Raw genomic sequence first — 18,957 nt, 5'->3', positions numbered from 1 at the left:
AAATGACAACACAAGTAGTAAACGTCATCGGCGCAGGTCTTGCAGGAAGTGAAGCAGCTTACCAAATTGCAAAACGTGGTGTCCAAGTTAGATTATATGAAATGAGGCCGGTAAGGCAAACACCAGCTCATCACACAGATAAATTTGCTGAATTAGTATGTAGTAACTCACTTCGTGCAAACACTTTAACAAATGCAGTTGGAGTTATTAAAGAGGAAATGCGTTTAATGGATTCTGTAATTATTCGTGCGGCAGACGAGTGCTCTGTACCAGCTGGAGGTGCTTTAGCTGTAGACCGCCATGAGTTCGCAGCTAAAGTAACAGAATACGTAAAAAACCATCCGAATGTAACTGTAGTGAACGAAGAGCTTACTGAAATTCCAGAAGGACCAACAATTATTGCAACAGGTCCACTTACATCTCCTGATCTTGCTACACAATTAAAAGAACTAACAGGTGAAGATTATTTCTATTTCTACGATGCGGCAGCACCAATCGTAGAAAAAGACAGCATTGACATGAATAAAGTATATTTAAAATCGCGTTATGACAAAGGTGAAGCTGCATATTTAAATTGTCCAATGACAGAAGAAGAGTTTGACCGTTTTTATGAGGCTTTAATTGCTGCTGAGACAGTGCCTTTAAAAGAGTTTGAAAAAGAAATTTTCTTTGAAGGTTGTATGCCAGTAGAAGTTATGGCAAGTAGAGGGAGACAGACGCTAGTATTTGGACCTATGAAACCTGTTGGATTGGAAGATCCAAAAACAGGGAAAACGCCATATGCTGTTGTTCAGTTACGTCAAGATGATGCAGCGGGAACTTTATACAATATCGTAGGTTTCCAAACGCATTTAAAGTGGGGACCACAAAAAGAAGTGCTACAGTTAATTCCGGGACTGGAAAATGCAGAGATTGTACGTTATGGTGTAATGCATCGTAATACGTTTATTAATTCACCTAATTTGCTTCGTCCAACATATCAATATAAACAACGTGATGATTTATTCTTCGCTGGTCAAATGACTGGAGTAGAGGGATATGTTGAATCAGCAGCATCAGGATTATTAGCGGGAATTAATGCTGCACGTCTTGTGCAAGGTGAAGAGCCAGTTGTATTACCGTCAGTAACTGCAATGGGTAGCATGGCAAATTACATTACGGCAACGAACGCTAAAAACTTCCAACCGATGAATGCGAACTTCGGTCTATTTGCACCGTTAGAGAAAAAGATCAAAAAGAAAGCGGAACGAAATGAAGCATACGCAACACGCGCTTTAGAAACAATTCAAAATTTTGTAAATATTTAGTTAAATTTCTTGCAAAGGCTACTAAGTTGTGATACGATTTAGTAGCCTTTATTGAGGTGAGTCGTGTGAATGTGAAGAAATTGTTACAATTATTCGTTGGATATTTACAAATTGAAAGAAATTATTCAAAATATACAATTGCAAGTTATCAAAATGATTTAGAACATTTTGTGCAATTTATGGAGCGAGAAGGCATATCCTCTTTTTTAGACGTTACATACGCGGATGTTCGTTTGTACTTAACGACGTTGCACGATGAAAAGTTAGCCCGTAAATCTGTCGCAAGAAAAGTATCAAGCTTACGAAGTTTATATCGTTTTTTGATGCGTGAAGGTTATCGAAAAGATAATCCATTTGCACTTGCGTCACTCCCCAAAAAAGAATTGTCAATCCCAAAGTTTTTATATGCTGAAGAGTTAGAGGAATTATTTGAAGTTTCTGACACGGAAACACCATTAGGTCAAAGGAATCAAGCTTTATTAGAGTTGATGTATGCGACTGGAATCCGTGTGAGTGAATGTGTCAATTTACAACTTACCGATATTGACTTTGCGGTGGGAACAATTTTAGTAATGGGAAAAGGAAAAAAACAAAGGTATATTCCGTTCGGAAGCTATGCGCAAGATTCTTTAATTACTTATATAGAGAATGGGAGAAAACAGTTAGTTAATAAGACTGACGAAGACTCTCGTATGGTGTTTTTAAATGCGAAAGGTACACCGCTAACAAGTCGTGGAGTACGTTATGTTTTAAATGAACTCATTAAAAAGGCGTCACTGACAATGCGGATAAGTCCCCACATGTTAAGGCATACATTTGCTACACATATGTTAGATGAAGGCGCGGATTTACGTACTGTACAGGAGCTATTAGGTCATGAGAATTTGTCGACTACACAAATTTATACGCATGTCTCTAAAGAAAGATTGCGTTCTGTTTACATGAAGCATCACCCGCGGGCATAAATTGCTTTAAAAGCTATAAAAACAAATAAAGGAGTTTTTTCTATGGGGAATTTCCACGCTACAACGATATTTGCAGTTCATCATAATGGAGAATGTGCAATGGCTGGAGATGGTCAGGTGACAATGGGAAATGCTGTTGTAATGAAACATACAGCTCGTAAAGTTCGCAGACTTTTCCAAGGTAAAGTTTTAGCTGGTTTTGCAGGTTCAGTTGCTGATGCATTTACTCTTTTTGAAATGTTTGAAGGGAAATTAGAAGAGTATAATGGCAACTTGCAGCGTGCTGCTGTTGAAATGGCAAAACAATGGCGTGGCGATAAAATGTTACGTCAACTAGAAGCGATGCTCATTGTCATGGATAAAACAACTATGCTTCTTGTTTCAGGTACAGGAGAAGTGATTGAACCGGATGATGGTATTTTAGCAATTGGATCTGGTGGGAATTATGCACTTTCTGCAGGTCGTGCTTTAAAGCAATATGCAAGTGAACACTTAACAGCGAAACAAATTGCGAAAGCGAGTTTAGAGATTGCTGGCGATATTTGTGTTTATACGAATCACAACATAATTGTTGAAGAATTGTAGAATCGTAAGGGAGGCATTTTATATGCATTTACATTTTACTCCGCGCCAAATTGTGGAAAAATTAGATCAATATATCATTGGTCAAAAAGACGCAAAGAAAGCGGTTGCTGTAGCGTTGAGAAATCGATACCGTCGCAGTAAATTAGCTGAAAATTTACGTGATGAAATAGCACCTAAAAACATTTTGATGATTGGACCGACAGGTGTTGGGAAAACAGAGGTAGCACGACGAATGGCGAAACTCGTTGGAGCACCTTTTATTAAGGTTGAGGCTACAAAATTCACAGAAGTTGGATATGTGGGTAGAGATGTAGAGTCGATGGTACGTGACCTTGTGGAAACATCGGTTCGTATCGTAAAAGAAGAAATGGTAGTGAAAGTTCAAGATAAAGCAGAAGAGCAAGCGAATCAACGTCTTGTTGAAATTTTAGTACCGAGTCCGGAGAAGCAATCTGGATTTAAAAATCCATTAGAGATGCTTTTTGGGGGCGCTCAAAATTCGAGTCAAACGTCTGATACACAAGAAGATGGTGAAATCGAAAAGAAACGTCAAGATGTGGAGAGAAAGCTTGCTGCAGGGCTTCTTGAAGAAGAGATTGTATCGATTGAAGTGACTGAGCAACAGTCGTCAATGTTTGATATGTTACAAGGAACTGGCATGGAGCAAATGGGAATAAATTTCCAAGATGCGTTAGGGAGTTTTATGCCGAAAAAAACAAAAAAACGTAAACTTTCTGTAAAAGAAGCAAGAAAACTCTTGACAAATGAAGAGGCACAGCGCTTAATTGATATGGATGAAGTTACACAAGAGGCTGTTTATCGTGCTGAACAGCTCGGGATTATTTTTATCGATGAAATTGACAAAATTGCTGGTAAGCAGTCGAATAGCGTAGATGTATCACGTGAAGGTGTGCAACGTGACATTTTGCCAATTGTAGAAGGGTCGAATGTTGCGACAAAATACGGATCAGTAAAAACGGATTATATTTTATTCGTTGCAGCTGGAGCGTTCCATATGTCTAAACCGTCGGATTTAATTCCGGAATTGCAAGGGAGATTTCCGATTCGAGTAGAATTAACAAAATTATCGACAGACGATTTTGTTAAAATATTAATCGAGCCTGACAATGCGTTAATTAAACAATATATGGCATTATTAGCGACTGAAGGTATAGAAATTGAATTTTCAGACGAAGCTATTCGTAAGATTGCTGAGATTGCTTATCAAGTTAATCAGGATACAGATAATATTGGAGCAAGAAGACTTCATACGATTATGGAGAAGCTCCTTGAAGATTTATCGTTTGAAGCATCTGAAATTACGTTAGAGAAAATAACGATAACCCCTCAATACGTTGAGGAGAAATTAGCAACAATTGCTAAAAATAAAGATGTGAGCCAGTTTATTTTGTAATAGTGTCATCAGGTGACTCGCCCTAGTTTCCAAGTGATGAAAAAATATGTGAGTAACATGTAGGAGGAACTTTTGAAATGGAATTATTAGCAAAAACAAGAAAATTAAATGCGTTATTACAGAGCGCAGCAGGGAAGCCTGTAAACTTTAGAGAAATGTCTGACACAATGTGTGAAGTAATCGAAGCAAACGTATTCGTAGTTAGTCGTCGTGGTAAATTACTAGGTTATGCAATTCACCAACAAATCGAAAACGAACGCATGAAGCAAATGCTTGCAGAACGTCAATTCCCAGAAGAATATACACAAAGCTTATTCAACATTACAGAAACATCTTCAAACTTAGATGTGAACAGTGCTTACACAGCATTCCCGGTAGAAAACAGAGAATTATTTGGTCAAGGTTTAACTACAATCGTACCAATCGTTGGTGGTGGTGAGCGTCTAGGTACATTAGTATTAGCTCGTCTTGGTCAAGAGTTCTTAGATGACGATTTAATCCTTGCTGAGTACAGCTCAACTGTTGTAGGCATGGAAATTTTACGTGAAAAAGCAGAAGAAATCGAAGAGGAAGCACGTAGTAAAGCTGTTGTTCAAATGGCGATCAGCTCATTATCTTACAGTGAGTTAGAAGCAATTGAGCATATCTTCGAAGAATTAAATGGAACAGAAGGTTTACTTGTTGCAAGTAAAATTGCTGATCGTGTAGGAATTACTCGTTCTGTAATCGTAAATGCACTACGTAAATTAGAAAGTGCTGGTGTTATTGAGTCTCGCTCTTTAGGTATGAAAGGAACATACATTAAAGTGCTAAACGACAAGTTTCTACAGGAACTTGCTAAATTAAAAACAAACTAATTTATAAAAAACTCTCCTCGATCGAGGAGAGTTTTTTTTGTGCAATGGGTTGATGGCGCTTGTGAAAAGTGCCATAAGCGTGTTTTCTGGGGAAACTATTAATTGTGTTTTACTTTTTTGCTTAAAAGAAATGAAGGTTGGTAATACTAGAATTCGAGTATGAACAAAGAAAGTTTTACATTGTTCGCATTTTCGACTTGATTGTAATATTTCAGTATGATATAGTAAGCAGTGGTGTCAGTACAAAGTACACACGTTTACTGATTTAAGTGTTGGTGCTACGTTTGTAGTTTCGCTTAGAGATGAAGTAAACGGAGGATATCAAAAACCATTTAGGAGGAACTATATTATGTCAGTAATTTCTATGAAGCAATTGCTTGAAGCTGGTGTTCATTTCGGACATCAAACTCGTCGTTGGAACCCAAAAATGAAGCGTTACATTTTCACAGAGCGTAACGGTATCTACATCATTGACTTACAAAAAACTGTGAAAAAAGTTGAGGAAGCTTACAGAACGATGCGCGACATCGCTGCTGAAGGTGGAGACATCTTATTCGTAGGTACTAAAAAACAAGCACAAGAAGCTATTAAAGAAGAAGCAACTCGTGCTGGTATGTACTTCGTTAACCAACGTTGGTTAGGCGGAACTTTAACAAACTTCCAAACAATCCAAAAGCGTATCAAGCGTCTTAAAGACATCGAAAGAATGCAAGAAGATGGTACTTTCGAAGTACTTCCTAAGAAAGAAGTTGTTCAACTTAAAAAAGAGTTAGAGCGTCTTGAGAAATTCTTAGGCGGTATTAAAGATATGAAAGGTCTTCCAAGTGCATTATTCGTAGTAGACCCTCGTAAAGAGCGTATTGCAGTTGCTGAAGCGCGCAAATTACACATTCCAATCATCGGTATCGTTGATACAAACTGTGATCCAGACGAAATCGATCACGTTATCCCAGCAAACGATGATGCAATTCGTGCTGTAAAACTTCTTACATCTAAAATGGCAGACGCGATCCTTGAAGCAAAACAAGGTGAAGAAACTGTTACTGCGTAACAAAGTTGGAAAGGTGATAAGGGGTTCGGCCTTTTATCACCTTTTTTAAGGTATAAACACCTTTATAAAAGGTATAAATACATATTTTAGGAGGATGAAAAGTATGGCAATCACTGCTCAAATGGTAAAAGAATTACGTGAAAAAACTGGCGCAGGTATGATGGACTGCAAAAAAGCTTTAACAGAAACTAACGGCGACATGGAGAAGGCAATTGACTTCTTACGCGAAAAAGGTATTGCGAAAGCTGCTAAAAAAGCAGACCGCATTGCTGCTGAAGGTTTAACTTTCATCGAAACAAACGGTAACGACGCTTTAATCTTAGAATTAAACTCTGAAACTGATTTCGTTGCGAAAAACGAAGGTTTCCAAACACTAATTAAAGAATTAGCTGCTCACTTATTAACTAACAAACCAGCTAACGTTGAAGAAGCTATGGCTCAAACAATGGAAAACGGTAAAAACGTTGAAGAGCACATCAACGAAGCAATCGCTAAAATTGGTGAAAAACTTACACTTCGTCGTTTCGAAATCGTATCAAAAACTGATGCAGATGCATTCGGCGCTTACCTACACATGGGTGGACGCATTGGTGTATTAACAGTTCTTGAAGGTTCTACTGATGAAGCTGCTGCTAAAGATGTTGCAATGCACATCGCTGCAGTTAACCCTAAATACATCGACCGCGATGCTGTAACAGCTGAAGAAGTTGAGCATGAGCGTCAAGTATTAACACAACAAGCATTAAACGAAGGCAAGCCTGAAAAAATCGTTGCAAAAATGGTTGAAGGCCGTCTAGGCAAATTCTTCGAAGAGATTTGCTTACTTGACCAAGCATTCGTTAAAAACCCTGATATGAAAGTTCGTCAGTTCGTTGAGTCTAAAGGCGGAACATTAAAAGGATTCGTTCGCTACGCTGTTGGTGAAGGTATCGAAAAACGCGAAGACAACTTTGCTGAAGAAGTAATGAACCAAGTAAAAGGTAGTAACTAATACAGATTAGGGAACACATTGTGTTCCCTTTTTTAAAATAAAGATGTAAGCAATTGGAGGTTCATTATGAGTAAACCGAAATATAATCGTGTCGTTTTAAAGCTAAGTGGAGAAGCTTTAGCTGGAGAGCAAGGATTTGGAATTAATCCAACTGTTATTAAGTCAGTTGCGGAACAAGTAAAGGAAATTGCAGAACTTGATGTAGAGGTTGCTGTTGTTGTTGGTGGCGGTAACATTTGGCGTGGGAAAATTGGAAGTGAAATGGGCATGGATCGTGCAGGAGCAGATTACATGGGCATGTTAGCTACAGTTATGAATTCATTAGCTCTTCAAGATAGCTTGGAGAACATTGGAATCCAAACTCGTGTACAAACTTCAATTGAGATGCGTCAAGTGGCAGAGCCTTACATTCGCCGTAAAGCAGTTCGTCACTTAGAGAAAAAACGTGTTGTTATCTTTGCAGCAGGTACAGGTAATCCATACTTCTCTACAGATACAACAGCAGCATTACGTGCAGCGGAAATCGAAGCAGACGTTATTTTAATGGCAAAAAATAATGTGGATGGCGTATATAGCGCAGATCCGTCTATTGACCCAACAGCTACGAAATACGAAACGCTTACTTACTTAGATGTATTAAAAGAAGGTTTAGGTGTAATGGATTCTACAGCTTCTTCTCTATGTATGGATAATGATATTCCATTAATTGTATTCTCAGTTATGGAAAAAGGTAATATTAAACGTGCCGTTTTAGGCGAAAATATTGGAACAGTTGTAAGGGGGAAATAAATATGGGACAACAAGTATTGAAGTCTTCAAATGAAAAAATGGAAAAAGCAGTTGCTGCTTATTCTCGTGAATTAGCAACAGTTCGCGCTGGTCGTGCAAGCTCGTCTGTATTAGATAAGGTACAAGTTGATTACTATGGTGCACCAACACCAGTTGTGCAATTAGCGAACATTACAGTTCCAGAAGCACGTTTACTTGTAATTCAACCTTATGATAAAACTTCTATCGGTGATATCGAAAAAGCAATTTTAAAAGCAGATTTAGGCTTAAACCCTTCTAATGATGGAACTGTAATTCGTATTGCATTCCCTGCATTAACAGAAGAGCGTCGTCGTGATCTTGTTAAAGTTGTGAAAAAATATGCTGAAGAAGCAAAAGTAGCTGTTCGTAACGTACGTCGTGATGGAAATGATGATCTTAAGAAGCTTGAAAAAGCTGGCGAGATTACAGAAGATGATTTAAGAGGATATACTGAAGATATCCAAAAAGAAACAGATAAATATATTGCAAAAGTTGACGAAATCGCAAAAAACAAAGAAAAAGAAATCATGGAAGTGTAATAGCGATAACTTCGCAAATATGACCCTCTTCTTAAGGGGGTCTTTTTACACTTTTAGGCATACGTCTGCTTGTTGGAGGGTATGAATGATGTTTAAAAACTTTCCTTTTTTTAAAGGTAAAAAGGACACATCGTTTGATCATCTCGTTGAAGAAGTGAAAAAAGGATATATCCCAGAACATATTGCCATCATTATGGATGGGAATGGAAGATGGGCAAAGAGGAGAGCAATGCCTCGTATTGCGGGACATCATGAAGGTATGCAAGTTGTAAAGAAAATTACAAAATTTGCAAGTAAACTTAATGTGAAGGTGTTAACTCTTTATGCTTTTTCAACTGAGAACTGGAAAAGACCGAAAAAGGAAGTTGATTATTTAATGAAGCTTCCAGAAGAATTTCTAGGTACATTTTTACCAGAATTGATTGAAGAAAACGTACAAGTCCGAGTAATAGGGCAAAAAGATCGTCTTCCTACGCATACACGCAGAGCGATGGAGAAAGCCATGGAAGATACGAAAGAGAATACGGGATTAATTCTTAATTTCGCGTTAAACTATGGAAGTCGAGATGAAATCGTTTCTGCTGTGCAACATATGATGAAAGATAATGAGGAAGGAAAAATTCGTTCTGAAGAGGTAAGTGAAGAAATGCTTTCCTCCTACTTAATGACGAGTTCTTTACCCGATCCAGAGTTGTTAATCCGAACAAGCGGAGAGCTACGTATTAGTAATTTCATGTTATGGCAAATTGCATATTCGGAGTTTTGGTTTACAGATGTGTATTGGCCAGACTTCAAAGAAGAACATTTGCTAAATGCGATTACTGACTTTCAACATAGAGGGCGCAGATTCGGAGGCGTGTAGAAAGAGAGGGTTTGGTAGTGAAACAGAGAATTATTACTGGAGTGGTTGCTGCCGCGCTATTCATTCCCATCGTAATATACGGTGGCGTGCCTTTTACGGTTTTAGTGTATGCACTTGCTTCTATAGGTTTATATGAATTAATTCGTATGAATAAGCTTACGCTTATTTCAGTACCGACAGTTTTAGCTGCATTATTATTGTGGATTCTTTTAATTCCAAGTAGTGCATCAGAACTGTTTACATGGATTGGATTAGGTAAATTGGAAATCACATTTGTGATTGTTTTATTACTTTTATCATATACAGTCCTTTCTAAGAATACATTTACTTTTGATAATGCTTCATTTTTACTAATGGCAACGACATATGTGGCAATGGGATTCTTATATTTAAATGAAACGAGAATATTAGGAATTAAATATGTGTTTTGTGCATTATTTGTTATATGGGCTACTGATTCAGGCGCATATTTCGTAGGAAAAGCATTGGGCAAGAGAAAATTGTGGCCAGAAATTAGTCCAAATAAAACGATTGAAGGTTCATTAGGCGGCATCGTTTGTGGAATTATTGTGGCACTTGTTTACAACGTGTTCTTCCCAGTCGAATCGAATGTAGTAATTTTAATTGTGCTGACAATTATCATTTCTATTTTTGGACAAATTGGTGATTTAGTACAATCTGCTTTTAAACGTCATTATGGCGTAAAGGATTCAGGTACAATTTTACCTGGGCATGGCGGTATATTAGATCGAACAGATAGTTGGTTATTCGTTTTACCAATTCTCTACTTCTTATTACAATACAATTAATAAATGAACGAGGGGTTGGAGTCATGAAAAACATTAGTTTATTAGGTGCAAGCGGATCAATTGGTACACAAACTTTAGATGTATTACGCTCGCACCCAGACCAATTCCGTCTCGTTGCTTTTTCTGTAGGGAAAAATATTGACTACGCAGTAAAGGTAATTCAAGAATTTTCTCCGCAAATCGTCTCTGTGCAAAGAGAGGAAGATGTTTTAAAATTACAAGCTGTTTCTGGTAATACAAAAATTGTATATGGTAGTGAAGGACTTTTAGAAGTAGCATTACATCCAGATGCGGAGATTGTAGTAAATGCTGTTGTAGGTAGCGTAGGGTTGTTACCGACACTTCGTGCGATTGAGGCGAAAAAAACAATTGGAATTGCAAATAAAGAAACGTTAGTAACTGCAGGACATCTTGTAATGGAAGCAGCGCGAAAACATAATGTTTCGTTACTTCCAGTAGATAGTGAACATTCGGCTATTTTTCAATGCTTGAATGGTGAAAATGAAAAAAGAATTTCTCGTCTTATTATAACGGCTTCTGGTGGAAGTTTCCGTGATAAAACGAGAGATGAATTGCATCATGTGACCGTAGAAGATGCGCTTCGACATCCAAACTGGTCAATGGGTTCGAAAATTACAATTGATTCTGCTACAATGATGAATAAGGGACTAGAAGTAATTGAAGCACATTGGCTTTTTGGTATCCCTTATGAGCAAATCGATGTTGTTTTACATAAAGAAAGTATTATCCATTCTATGGTTGAATTTGAAGATCGTAGTGTAATGGCGCAGCTTGGTTCACCTGATATGCGAGTACCAATTCAATACGCACTTACATATCCTGATAGATTGCCTCTTTCAGACACAAAACAGCTAAACTTATGGGAAATAGGGACGTTGCATTTTGAGAAAATGGACCAAGAACGATTCCGTTGTTTACGTTTTGCGTATGAAGCTGGAAAAGCAGGTGGAAGTATGCCAGCTGTAATGAACGCAGCGAATGAAGTAGCTGTTGAAGCTTTTTTACACAAGAGAATTGGTTTCTTAACAGTGGAAGACCTCATTGAAAAAGCAATGAACCATCACAATGTCATTGCACGTCCGAGCTTAGAGGAAATTCTGGAAATTGATGCAGCCACAAGACGGTTTGTGATGGAACAAATTTAGCAAAGGTGGTTATGGAATTGAATACAGCGATTGCCTTTATATTAATTTTCGGTGCACTCGTATTTTTCCATGAGCTAGGGCATCTATACTTCGCGAAAAGAGCAGGCATTTTATGCCGCGAATTTGCGATTGGTTTTGGTCCGAAAATATTCTCATTTGAAAAGAATGAAACGGTGTATACGATTCGATTACTGCCTCTGGGTGGCTATGTAAGAATGGCTGGCGAGGATGCAGACACAGTTGAGTTAAAGCCAGGGAAAAAGGTTGGCCTTGTGCTAAATGAAAAAGACGAAGCTGTGAAATTAGTTTTTGATGGATATGAAAAATATCCAAATGTTCGTGTTATTGAAGTTGAACAAGCTGATTTAGAGCATAATCTAACGATTTCAGGCTATGAAGAGTATGAGGAAGAGCTTCAAACATTCCGAGTGAATGAAAAGGCTCGTATCATTACTGCTGGAGAAGAAATTCAAATTGCTCCATATAACAGGCAATTTGGTTCTAAAAAATTGGGTCAACGCGCTTTAACAATCTTTGCGGGTCCTGCAATGAACTTCATTTTAGCATTTGTTATTTTTGTGATTCTTGGATTTGTACAAGGGGTTCCTATTGACAAACCAATGGTCGGAAAAGTGATGGATAATAGTGCAGCACAGCAAGCTGGCCTGAAAGAGAATGATACAATTCAAGCGATTGATGGGAAAAACACAAGTACATGGAAAGATGTTGTTACTATTGTACGTGAAAACCCGAATAAAGAAATTACGTTACAAGTAAAGCGTGATAATGAACAGTTTAATGTGAAAGTAACGCCAACACTTGATAAAGAAGGAAAAGACGAAGTTGGTAGAATTGGTGTTTATTCTCCTGTAGAGAAAACAGTAATGGGTTCTATTAAATCAGGATTTGAACAAACGTACCAATGGACGAAACTAATTTTTGAATCTCTTGTGAAATTAGTAACTGGTCAATTTTCTATTAATGAGTTGTCAGGTCCGGTAGGAATTTATAATCTAACAGATCAAGTTGTAGATTATGGATTTACGCGTGTACTAAGTTTAGCGGCAGTTCTAAGCATTAATCTTGGTTTATTTAATTTATTACCAGTTCCTGCTTTAGATGGTGGCCGTTTATTCTTCTTCTTAATTGAAGCGTTACGAGGGAAACCAATCGACCGTCAAAAAGAAGGAATGGTTCATTTTATTGGTTTTGCATTATTAATGTTATTAATGTTAGTTGTAACATGGAATGACATTCGTAAGTTTTTCTTGTAAAATAGAATGAAACTAATAATGAAATAGAGCTCGTAGAATAAAATCCCTCACCTAATTCGAGGTGAGGGTTTTTACTGCGTGTAAGAGTAAAATGAAGAGGTGCAAATAAATGAAACAAAGTATGGTATTCAGTCCTACATTACGTGAAGTTCCAGCTGATGCTGAAATTAAGAGTCATCAATTATTACTTCGCGCAGGTTTTATGCGTCAAAATGCTTCTGGTATTTATAGTTTTCTACCATTGGGATTAAAAGTATTACACAAAGTAGAACGTATCGTTCGAGAAGAAATGGAGCGTGCAGGAGCTGTAGAATTATTAATGCCAGCTATGCAAGCTGCAGAATTATGGCAAGAATCAGGTCGTTGGTATTCATACGGATCTGAATTAATGCGTATGAAAGATCGTAACGCTCGTGAATTCGCATTAGGAGCGACACATGAGGAAGTAATTACGGATCTTGTGCGTGATGAAGTGAAATCATATAAAAAATTACCGTTAACATTATACCAAATTCAAACAAAATTCCGTGATGAGCAAAGACCTCGTTTCGGTTTATTACGTGGAAGAGAGTTTCTAATGAAAGATGCATACTCTTTCCATGCTACACAAGAGAGCTTAGATGAAGTATACGATCGCTTATATAAAGCATACTCTAACATTTTTGCTCGTTGTGGCTTGAATTTCCGTGCAGTTATTGCTGATTCTGGAGCAATGGGCGGAAAAGATACACATGAATTTATGGTATTATCTGATGTTGGTGAAGATACAATTGCATACTCTGACACATCTGATTATGCAGCAAACATCGAAATGGCTCCTGTTGTAGATACGTATACGAAGAGTGACGAAGCAGAAAAAGCTCTTGAAAAAGTAGCAACACCAGACCAAAAAGCAATTGAAGAAGTATCTGCATTCTTAAACATTGCAGCTGACAAGTGCATTAAGTCTATGGTATTTAAAGTAGATGAGAAATTAGTAGTTGTACTTGTTCGTGGTGATCACGAAGTAAACGATGTGAAAGTGAAAAATGTATACGGCGCTTCAGTTGTTGAGCTTGCTTCTCATGAAGAAGTAAAAGAATTATTAAATTGTGAAATTGGTTCATTAGGGCCGATTGGTGTAACAGGTGATATTGAAATTATTGCTGATCACGCTGTAGCATCAATTGTTAACGGATGTTCAGGAGCGAACGAAGAAGGATTCCATTATGTAAATGTAAATCCAGAACGTGACTTTAAAGTAAGTCAATATACAGATTTACGCTTCATTCAAGAAGGAGACCAATCTCCAGATGGAAACGGAACAATTCTTTTCGCACGCGGAATTGAAGTTGGTCATGTATTCAAATTAGGAACTCGTTATAGTGAAGCAATGAACGCGACATTCCTAGATGAAAACGGAAAAACACAACCACTTATTATGGGGTGTTACGGTATCGGTGTATCTCGTACAGTGGCAGCAATTGCAGAGCAGTTTAACGATGAGAACGGCTTAGTTTGGCCAAAAGCTGTAGCACCATTCCATGTGCATGTAATTCCAGTAAATATGAAATCTGATGCACAACGTGAAATGGGTGAAAATATCTACAACTCATTACAAGAACAAGGCTATGAAGTGTTATTAGACGATCGTGCAGAACGTGCAGGTGTTAAGTTTGCAGATGCAGATTTATTCGGTCTTCCAGTTCGCGTTACAGTTGGTAAAAAAGCAGACGAAGGTATTGTAGAAGTGAAAGTACGTGCTACAGGTGAGTCTGAAGAAGTAAAAGTAGAAGAACTTCAAACATATATTGCAAATATTTTAAAATAAGAAGAGGTACCTCGTAATGGGGTACCTTCTCTTTCTTTGTAAACGTATTTTGTAAAAGAAGAAGGAAGAAATCTTTCTTTGTAGTACGTTTCAATTTATAATAGCAAATGGAAGGAGAGTGCTTATGTCTTTAACAAATGAACAACAAGAGCGATTTCAAATTTTGCTCCAGCAGTTGCAAATACCAGACGACCTTATAAATCAATATTTACAAGGCGGTGGTATTGAAAGGCTCGTTATTGATAAAGCGAATAAAAGTTGGCATTTTGATTTACAAGTGCCACGTATTTTGCCTACAGAATTATATGAATTGCTAGAAACAAAGCTTAAGCAATCATTTTCTCATATTGCAAGAACAACATTTGCATTAGAAACAGAGAATAAACAATTTACAGAAGAAGAAGTAAGGGCGTATTGGCCACTTTGTACGGAACGAATTACATTTTCACCCATGTTCGCGTACTTAAAGAAGCAACTTCCGCAGGTGAATGGAGTGAAGTTGTTAATAAATGTAAATAACGAACTGGAGTCTACTGCTTTAAAGAAAAACGTTGCGAAACCAGTGGGGGATCAATACGAAGTTTTTGGATTCCCGCGTTTCCAGTTAGACACACATATACAGCAAAATACAGAAGAAATGCAAAAGTTTCGTGAGCAAACTCAGCAAGAAGACCGCGAGCGTGTTATACAAGCTATGGAAGAAATGGCGAAGAAGCAAGCTGAAGAAAGCAGCGTTGTGCATGAAGGACCGATTACACTCGGGTATCTTATTAAGCCGGATGAAGAGATTACACCGATGCGAGAAATTCAAGATGAAGAAAGAAGAAAAACGGTTCAAGGATATGTCTTCCATGTAGAAACAAAAGAGCTTCGTAGTGGGCGTACGTTATTAACTTTAAAAATAACGGATTATACGGATTCTATTATGATCAAAATGTTCTCGCGTGACAAAGAAGATATTCCAATGCTGCAATCCTTGAAAAAAGGAATGTGGGTGAAAGCGCGTGGTTCTGTTCAAAACGATACATTCGTTCGAGATTTAGTAATGATTGCAAATGATATTAATGAAATAACAGGGCCGTCTCGTAAAGATAAAGCGCCAGAAGGCGAAAAGCGTGTAGAACTTCATCTTCACACTCCGATGAGCCAAATGGATGCTGTTACTCCTGTTTCTAGGCTTGTTGCCCAAGCTGGTAAATGGGGACATGAAGCTATTGCGGTTACAGACCATGCTGTGGCTCAGTCGTTCCCGGAGGCATATTCTGCGGGGAAAAAAGCTGGAGTTAAAGTTATATACGGTGTAGAAGCGAATTTAGTTAATGATGGTGTACCGATAGCGTATAACGAGGCGCATCGTTTACTTGCAGAGGAAACGTATGTTGTTTTCGATGTTGAGACGACAGGTTTATCAGCTGTATACGACACAGTCATTGAGTTGGCTGCCGTAAAAGTAAAGGGTGGCGAAATCATTGATCGCTTTGAATCTTTCGCAAATCCACATCAACCATTATCAGCGACGATTATTGAATTAACAGGTATTACAGATGATATGTTAACTGATGCACCAGAAGTGGACGAAGTGTTTAAAAAGTTTGAGGAATGGATGGGTGACCATACACTTGTTGCCCATAATGCAAGCTTTGATATGGGCTTTATTAACGTAGGTTTTAAAAAGGCTGGGTTAGAAAAAACGAATAACCCCGTTATTGATACGTTAGAACTTGCACGATTCTTATTCCCAGAAATGAAAAATCATCGATTAAATACGATGTGTAAAAAACTTGATATTGAATTAACGCAACATCACCGTGCGATTTATGATACAGAAGCGACGGGATATTTACTTGTGAAAATGTTGAAAGATGTAATTGAAAAGGGATTTGAATATCACGATCAATTAAATGATAGTATGGGACAAGGGGATGCGTATAAGCGTGGCCGTCCAAGTCATATGACGTTACTTGCCACATCAGATGTTGGGTTGAAAAATTTATATAAACTTGTTTCATATTCTCACCTTAATTACTTTTACCGTGTACCACGAGTACCGAGGTCACTATTAAAAAAATACCGTGAAGGAATTTTAGTAGGAACGGCTTGTGATAAAGGTGAAGTATTTGAGGCAATGATGCAAAAAGCTCCTGAAGAGGTAGAAGAAATTGCACAGTTCTATGATTACATTGAAGTAATGCCTCCAGAGGTGTTGCGTCATTTAGTAGAGCGTGAACTCGTTCGAGATGAAGGACAATTAAAAACAATTATCTCTAACTTAGTAAAACTAGGTGAGACGTTAGATAAACCAGTTGTCGCTACAGGGAACGTGCATTACTTAGATCCAGAAGATGCAATGTATCGTAAAATTTTAGTTAGTTCACAGGGCGGGGCAAATCCGTTAAATCGACATTCATTACCGCCAGTACATTTCCGTACAACTGATGAAATGCTAGAGTGTTTTTCATTTTTAGGTGAGGACAAAGCGAAAGAAGTTGTTGTAACGAATACACAAAAAGTTGCGTCATTAATTGGTGATGTTCGTCCGGTAAAAGATGATCTATATACACCGAAAATTGAGGGTGCCGATGATGAAACACGTGATATGAGTTATAAAATGGCACGCAGTATATATGGTGAAGAACTACCAGAAATTGTAGAGGCTCGCTTAGAAAAAGAATTGAAAAGTATTATTGGACATGGATTTGCCGTTATTTATTTAATCTCACATAAGCTTGTGAAAAAATCGTTAGTCGACGGATATCTAGTAGGTTCGCGTGGTTCAGTAGGTTCATCGTTCGTTGCAACGATGATGGAAATTACAGAAGTAAACCCATTACCACCACACTATGTCTGTCCAAAATGCAAGCAATCTGAATTCTTTAATGATGGTTCGGTAGGCTCTGGTTTCGACTTACCAGATAAAGATTGTCCGACATGTAATGTGGCATATGTAAAAGATGGACATGATATCCCATTCGAAACGTTCCTTGGATTCAAAGGAGATAAGGTACCTGATATCGATTTGAACTTCTCCGGGGAATACCAACCACGTGCCCATAACTATACGAAAGTACTGTTCGGTGAAGATTATGTATACCGTGCTGGAACGATTGGTACAGTTGCGGAAAAAACAGCTTATGGATATGTAAAAGGTTATGCAAATGATCACAATTTAACAATTCGGAATGCAGAGATTGACCGCTTAGTAGCGGGATGTACAGGGGTAAAACGTACAACTGGACAGCATCCAGGTGGTATTATCGTTGTGCCAGATTACATGGATATCTTTGATTTCTCCCCAATACAGTTTCCTGCTGATTCAATTGGTGCTGAGTGGAGAACAACGCATTTTGACTTCCACTCGATTCATGATAATTTATTGAAACTTGATATACTAGGACACGATGATCCGACCGTTATTCGTATGTTACAAGATTTAAGTGGTATTGATCCGAAAACAATCCCAACGGATGATCCAGAGGTAATGAAAATTTTCTCTGGTCCAGAAACGTTAGGGGTAACGGAAGAACAAATTAACTGTAAAACAGGTACACTTGGTATCCCAGAATTCGGTACGAAATTCGTAAGACAGATGTTAGAAGAGACAAAACCAACGACATTCTCAGAATTGGTCCAAATTTCTGGGCTGTCACATGGTACTGACGTATGGCTGGGTAATGCAAATGAGTTAATTTATAACGGTACATGTACGCTGAGTGAAGTTATCGGTTGTCGTGATGACATCATGGTATATTTAATCTATCAAGGTTTAGATCCATCATTAGCCTTCAAAATCATGGAGTCGGTTCGTAAAGGTAAAGGTGTACCGGAAGAATGGGAAGATGACATGAAAGGTAATAATGTACCAGGTTGGTATATTGATTCATGTAAGAAGATTAAATATATGTTCCCTAAAGCCCATGCGGCTGCTTACGTACTTATGGCTGTGCGTATCGCATACTTTAAAGTACATTTTGCACTTTTATTCTATGCGGCATATTTTACAGTCCGTGCAGATGATTTTGATGTAGAGGCGATGGCGAAAGGTTCAGCATCCATACGTGTGAAAATTGATGAAATAGCTCAAAAAGGATTGGATGCAGCGCCGAAAGAGAAAAGTTTATTAACGGTACTAGAAATGACGCTTGAAATGTGCGAGCGTGGATACTCATTCCAAAAGGTTGATTTATACCGTTCGCATGCAACGGAATTTATTATTGATGGAGACTCATTAATCCCTCCGTTTAATGCAGTGCCTGGTCTTGGTACGAACGCAGCCTTAAGTATTGTGGAAGCGCGCAAAAATGGAGACTTCTTATCAAAAGAAGACTTACAGCAACGAAGTAAGGTTTCGAAAACAATTATTGAGTATTTAGATAGCCAAGGTTGTTTAGGAGATTTACCGGATCAAAACCAATTATCACTGTTCTAATAGGTAGGAAAAGTCTTTGCAAATCAATATTTGCTATGGTATACTATAAACCGAGATAACCATGTCATGTATATTTTGTGAAAAAGAGAGT

Annotated in this window: 15 protein-coding genes; all 15 read left to right on the top strand. The window is 37.9% G+C overall.

The window, feature by feature from the left end:
* Positions 1-2 precede the first annotated feature (2 nt).
* Positions 3-1,307 (top strand): FADH(2)-oxidizing methylenetetrahydrofolate--tRNA-(uracil(54)-C(5))-methyltransferase TrmFO, encoded by a 1,305-nt coding sequence (trmFO, locus tag ACTJJY_RS09170; RefSeq protein WP_440605406.1) that lies wholly within the window; start codon positions 3-5, stop codon positions 1,305-1,307.
* Positions 1,308-1,372: 65 nt separating this feature from the next.
* Complete coding sequence (xerC, locus tag ACTJJY_RS09165) at positions 1,373-2,272, top strand: tyrosine recombinase XerC (RefSeq protein ID WP_001101244.1); 900 nt, start codon at positions 1,373-1,375, stop codon at positions 2,270-2,272.
* A gap of 42 nt (positions 2,273-2,314) precedes the next feature.
* Entirely contained in the window at positions 2,315-2,857 is a 543-nt protein-coding gene (hslV, locus tag ACTJJY_RS09160; RefSeq protein WP_000526274.1) for an ATP-dependent protease proteolytic subunit HslV, read from the top strand.
* A gap of 22 nt (positions 2,858-2,879) precedes the next feature.
* Positions 2,880-4,271 carry an ATP-dependent protease ATPase subunit HslU gene (hslU, locus tag ACTJJY_RS09155; RefSeq protein ID WP_440605405.1) on the top strand — a complete coding sequence of 464 codons (1,392 nt, stop codon included), beginning with the start codon at positions 2,880-2,882 and terminating at the stop codon, positions 4,269-4,271.
* Between the two features lie 77 nt (positions 4,272-4,348).
* Positions 4,349-5,128, top strand: coding sequence for a GTP-sensing pleiotropic transcriptional regulator CodY (gene codY, locus ACTJJY_RS09150; RefSeq protein ID WP_000421290.1), 780 nt, complete (start codon positions 4,349-4,351; stop codon positions 5,126-5,128).
* A gap of 349 nt (positions 5,129-5,477) precedes the next feature.
* Positions 5,478-6,179, top strand: coding sequence for a 30S ribosomal protein S2 (gene rpsB / locus ACTJJY_RS09145; RefSeq protein WP_000111485.1), 702 nt, complete (start codon positions 5,478-5,480; stop codon positions 6,177-6,179).
* 103 nt (positions 6,180-6,282) lie between these two features.
* Entirely contained in the window at positions 6,283-7,170 is an 888-nt protein-coding gene (gene tsf, locus ACTJJY_RS09140; protein ID WP_016080531.1) for a translation elongation factor Ts, read from the top strand.
* Positions 7,171-7,236: 66 nt separating this feature from the next.
* Positions 7,237-7,959: a UMP kinase gene (pyrH, locus tag ACTJJY_RS09135; RefSeq protein WP_000042669.1), complete on the top strand. Its 723-nt coding sequence runs from the start codon at positions 7,237-7,239 to the stop codon at positions 7,957-7,959.
* A gap of 2 nt (positions 7,960-7,961) precedes the next feature.
* On the top strand, positions 7,962-8,519 hold the full coding sequence (frr, locus tag ACTJJY_RS09130; protein ID WP_000531505.1) for a ribosome recycling factor: 558 nt from the start codon (positions 7,962-7,964) through the stop codon (positions 8,517-8,519).
* 85 nt (positions 8,520-8,604) lie between these two features.
* The gene (uppS, locus tag ACTJJY_RS09125) at positions 8,605-9,381 is read left to right on the top strand and encodes an isoprenyl transferase (RefSeq protein WP_000971296.1); all 777 of its coding nucleotides are present in this window, start codon (positions 8,605-8,607) and stop codon (positions 9,379-9,381) included.
* Between the two features lie 17 nt (positions 9,382-9,398).
* Positions 9,399-10,190 carry a phosphatidate cytidylyltransferase gene (gene cdsA, locus ACTJJY_RS09120; RefSeq protein ID WP_440605404.1) on the top strand — a complete coding sequence of 264 codons (792 nt, stop codon included), beginning with the start codon at positions 9,399-9,401 and terminating at the stop codon, positions 10,188-10,190.
* A gap of 23 nt (positions 10,191-10,213) precedes the next feature.
* Positions 10,214-11,356 (top strand): 1-deoxy-D-xylulose-5-phosphate reductoisomerase, encoded by a 1,143-nt coding sequence (dxr, locus tag ACTJJY_RS09115; RefSeq protein WP_440605403.1) that lies wholly within the window; start codon positions 10,214-10,216, stop codon positions 11,354-11,356.
* Positions 11,357-11,373: 17 nt separating this feature from the next.
* On the top strand, positions 11,374-12,630 hold the full coding sequence (gene rseP / locus ACTJJY_RS09110; RefSeq protein WP_001090233.1) for an RIP metalloprotease RseP: 1,257 nt from the start codon (positions 11,374-11,376) through the stop codon (positions 12,628-12,630).
* A 109-nt stretch (positions 12,631-12,739) separates the two neighbouring features.
* Positions 12,740-14,440: a proline--tRNA ligase gene (locus ACTJJY_RS09105; protein ID WP_440605402.1), complete on the top strand. Its 1,701-nt coding sequence runs from the start codon at positions 12,740-12,742 to the stop codon at positions 14,438-14,440.
* A 124-nt stretch (positions 14,441-14,564) separates the two neighbouring features.
* The gene (locus ACTJJY_RS09100) at positions 14,565-18,866 is read left to right on the top strand and encodes a PolC-type DNA polymerase III (RefSeq protein WP_440605401.1); all 4,302 of its coding nucleotides are present in this window, start codon (positions 14,565-14,567) and stop codon (positions 18,864-18,866) included.
* Positions 18,867-18,957: the final 91 nt, after the last annotated feature.

This window comes from Bacillus sp. 22475 (assembly GCF_052044835.1).
Taxonomy (GTDB): domain Bacteria; phylum Bacillota; class Bacilli; order Bacillales; family Bacillaceae_G; genus Bacillus_A; species Bacillus_A cereus.
The sequence above is the reverse complement of the archived record's forward strand: the minus strand, read 5'-3'. Positions and strand labels throughout refer to the sequence as shown.

Coding starts and splice junctions, on each gene's coding strand:
- trmFO (WP_440605406.1), top strand. CDS start 3: ATGACAACACAAGTAGTAAACGTCATCGGCGCAGGTCTTGCAGGAAGT.
- hslV (WP_000526274.1), top strand. CDS start 2,315: ATGGGGAATTTCCACGCTACAACGATATTTGCAGTTCATCATAATGGA.
- hslU (WP_440605405.1), top strand. CDS start 2,880: ATGCATTTACATTTTACTCCGCGCCAAATTGTGGAAAAATTAGATCAA.
- codY (WP_000421290.1), top strand. CDS start 4,349: ATGGAATTATTAGCAAAAACAAGAAAATTAAATGCGTTATTACAGAGC.
- rpsB (WP_000111485.1), top strand. CDS start 5,478: ATGTCAGTAATTTCTATGAAGCAATTGCTTGAAGCTGGTGTTCATTTC.
- tsf (WP_016080531.1), top strand. CDS start 6,283: ATGGCAATCACTGCTCAAATGGTAAAAGAATTACGTGAAAAAACTGGC.
- pyrH (WP_000042669.1), top strand. CDS start 7,237: ATGAGTAAACCGAAATATAATCGTGTCGTTTTAAAGCTAAGTGGAGAA.
- frr (WP_000531505.1), top strand. CDS start 7,962: ATGGGACAACAAGTATTGAAGTCTTCAAATGAAAAAATGGAAAAAGCA.
- uppS (WP_000971296.1), top strand. CDS start 8,605: ATGATGTTTAAAAACTTTCCTTTTTTTAAAGGTAAAAAGGACACATCG.
- dxr (WP_440605403.1), top strand. CDS start 10,214: ATGAAAAACATTAGTTTATTAGGTGCAAGCGGATCAATTGGTACACAA.
- ACTJJY_RS09105 (WP_440605402.1), top strand. CDS start 12,740: ATGAAACAAAGTATGGTATTCAGTCCTACATTACGTGAAGTTCCAGCT.
- ACTJJY_RS09100 (WP_440605401.1), top strand. CDS start 14,565: ATGTCTTTAACAAATGAACAACAAGAGCGATTTCAAATTTTGCTCCAG.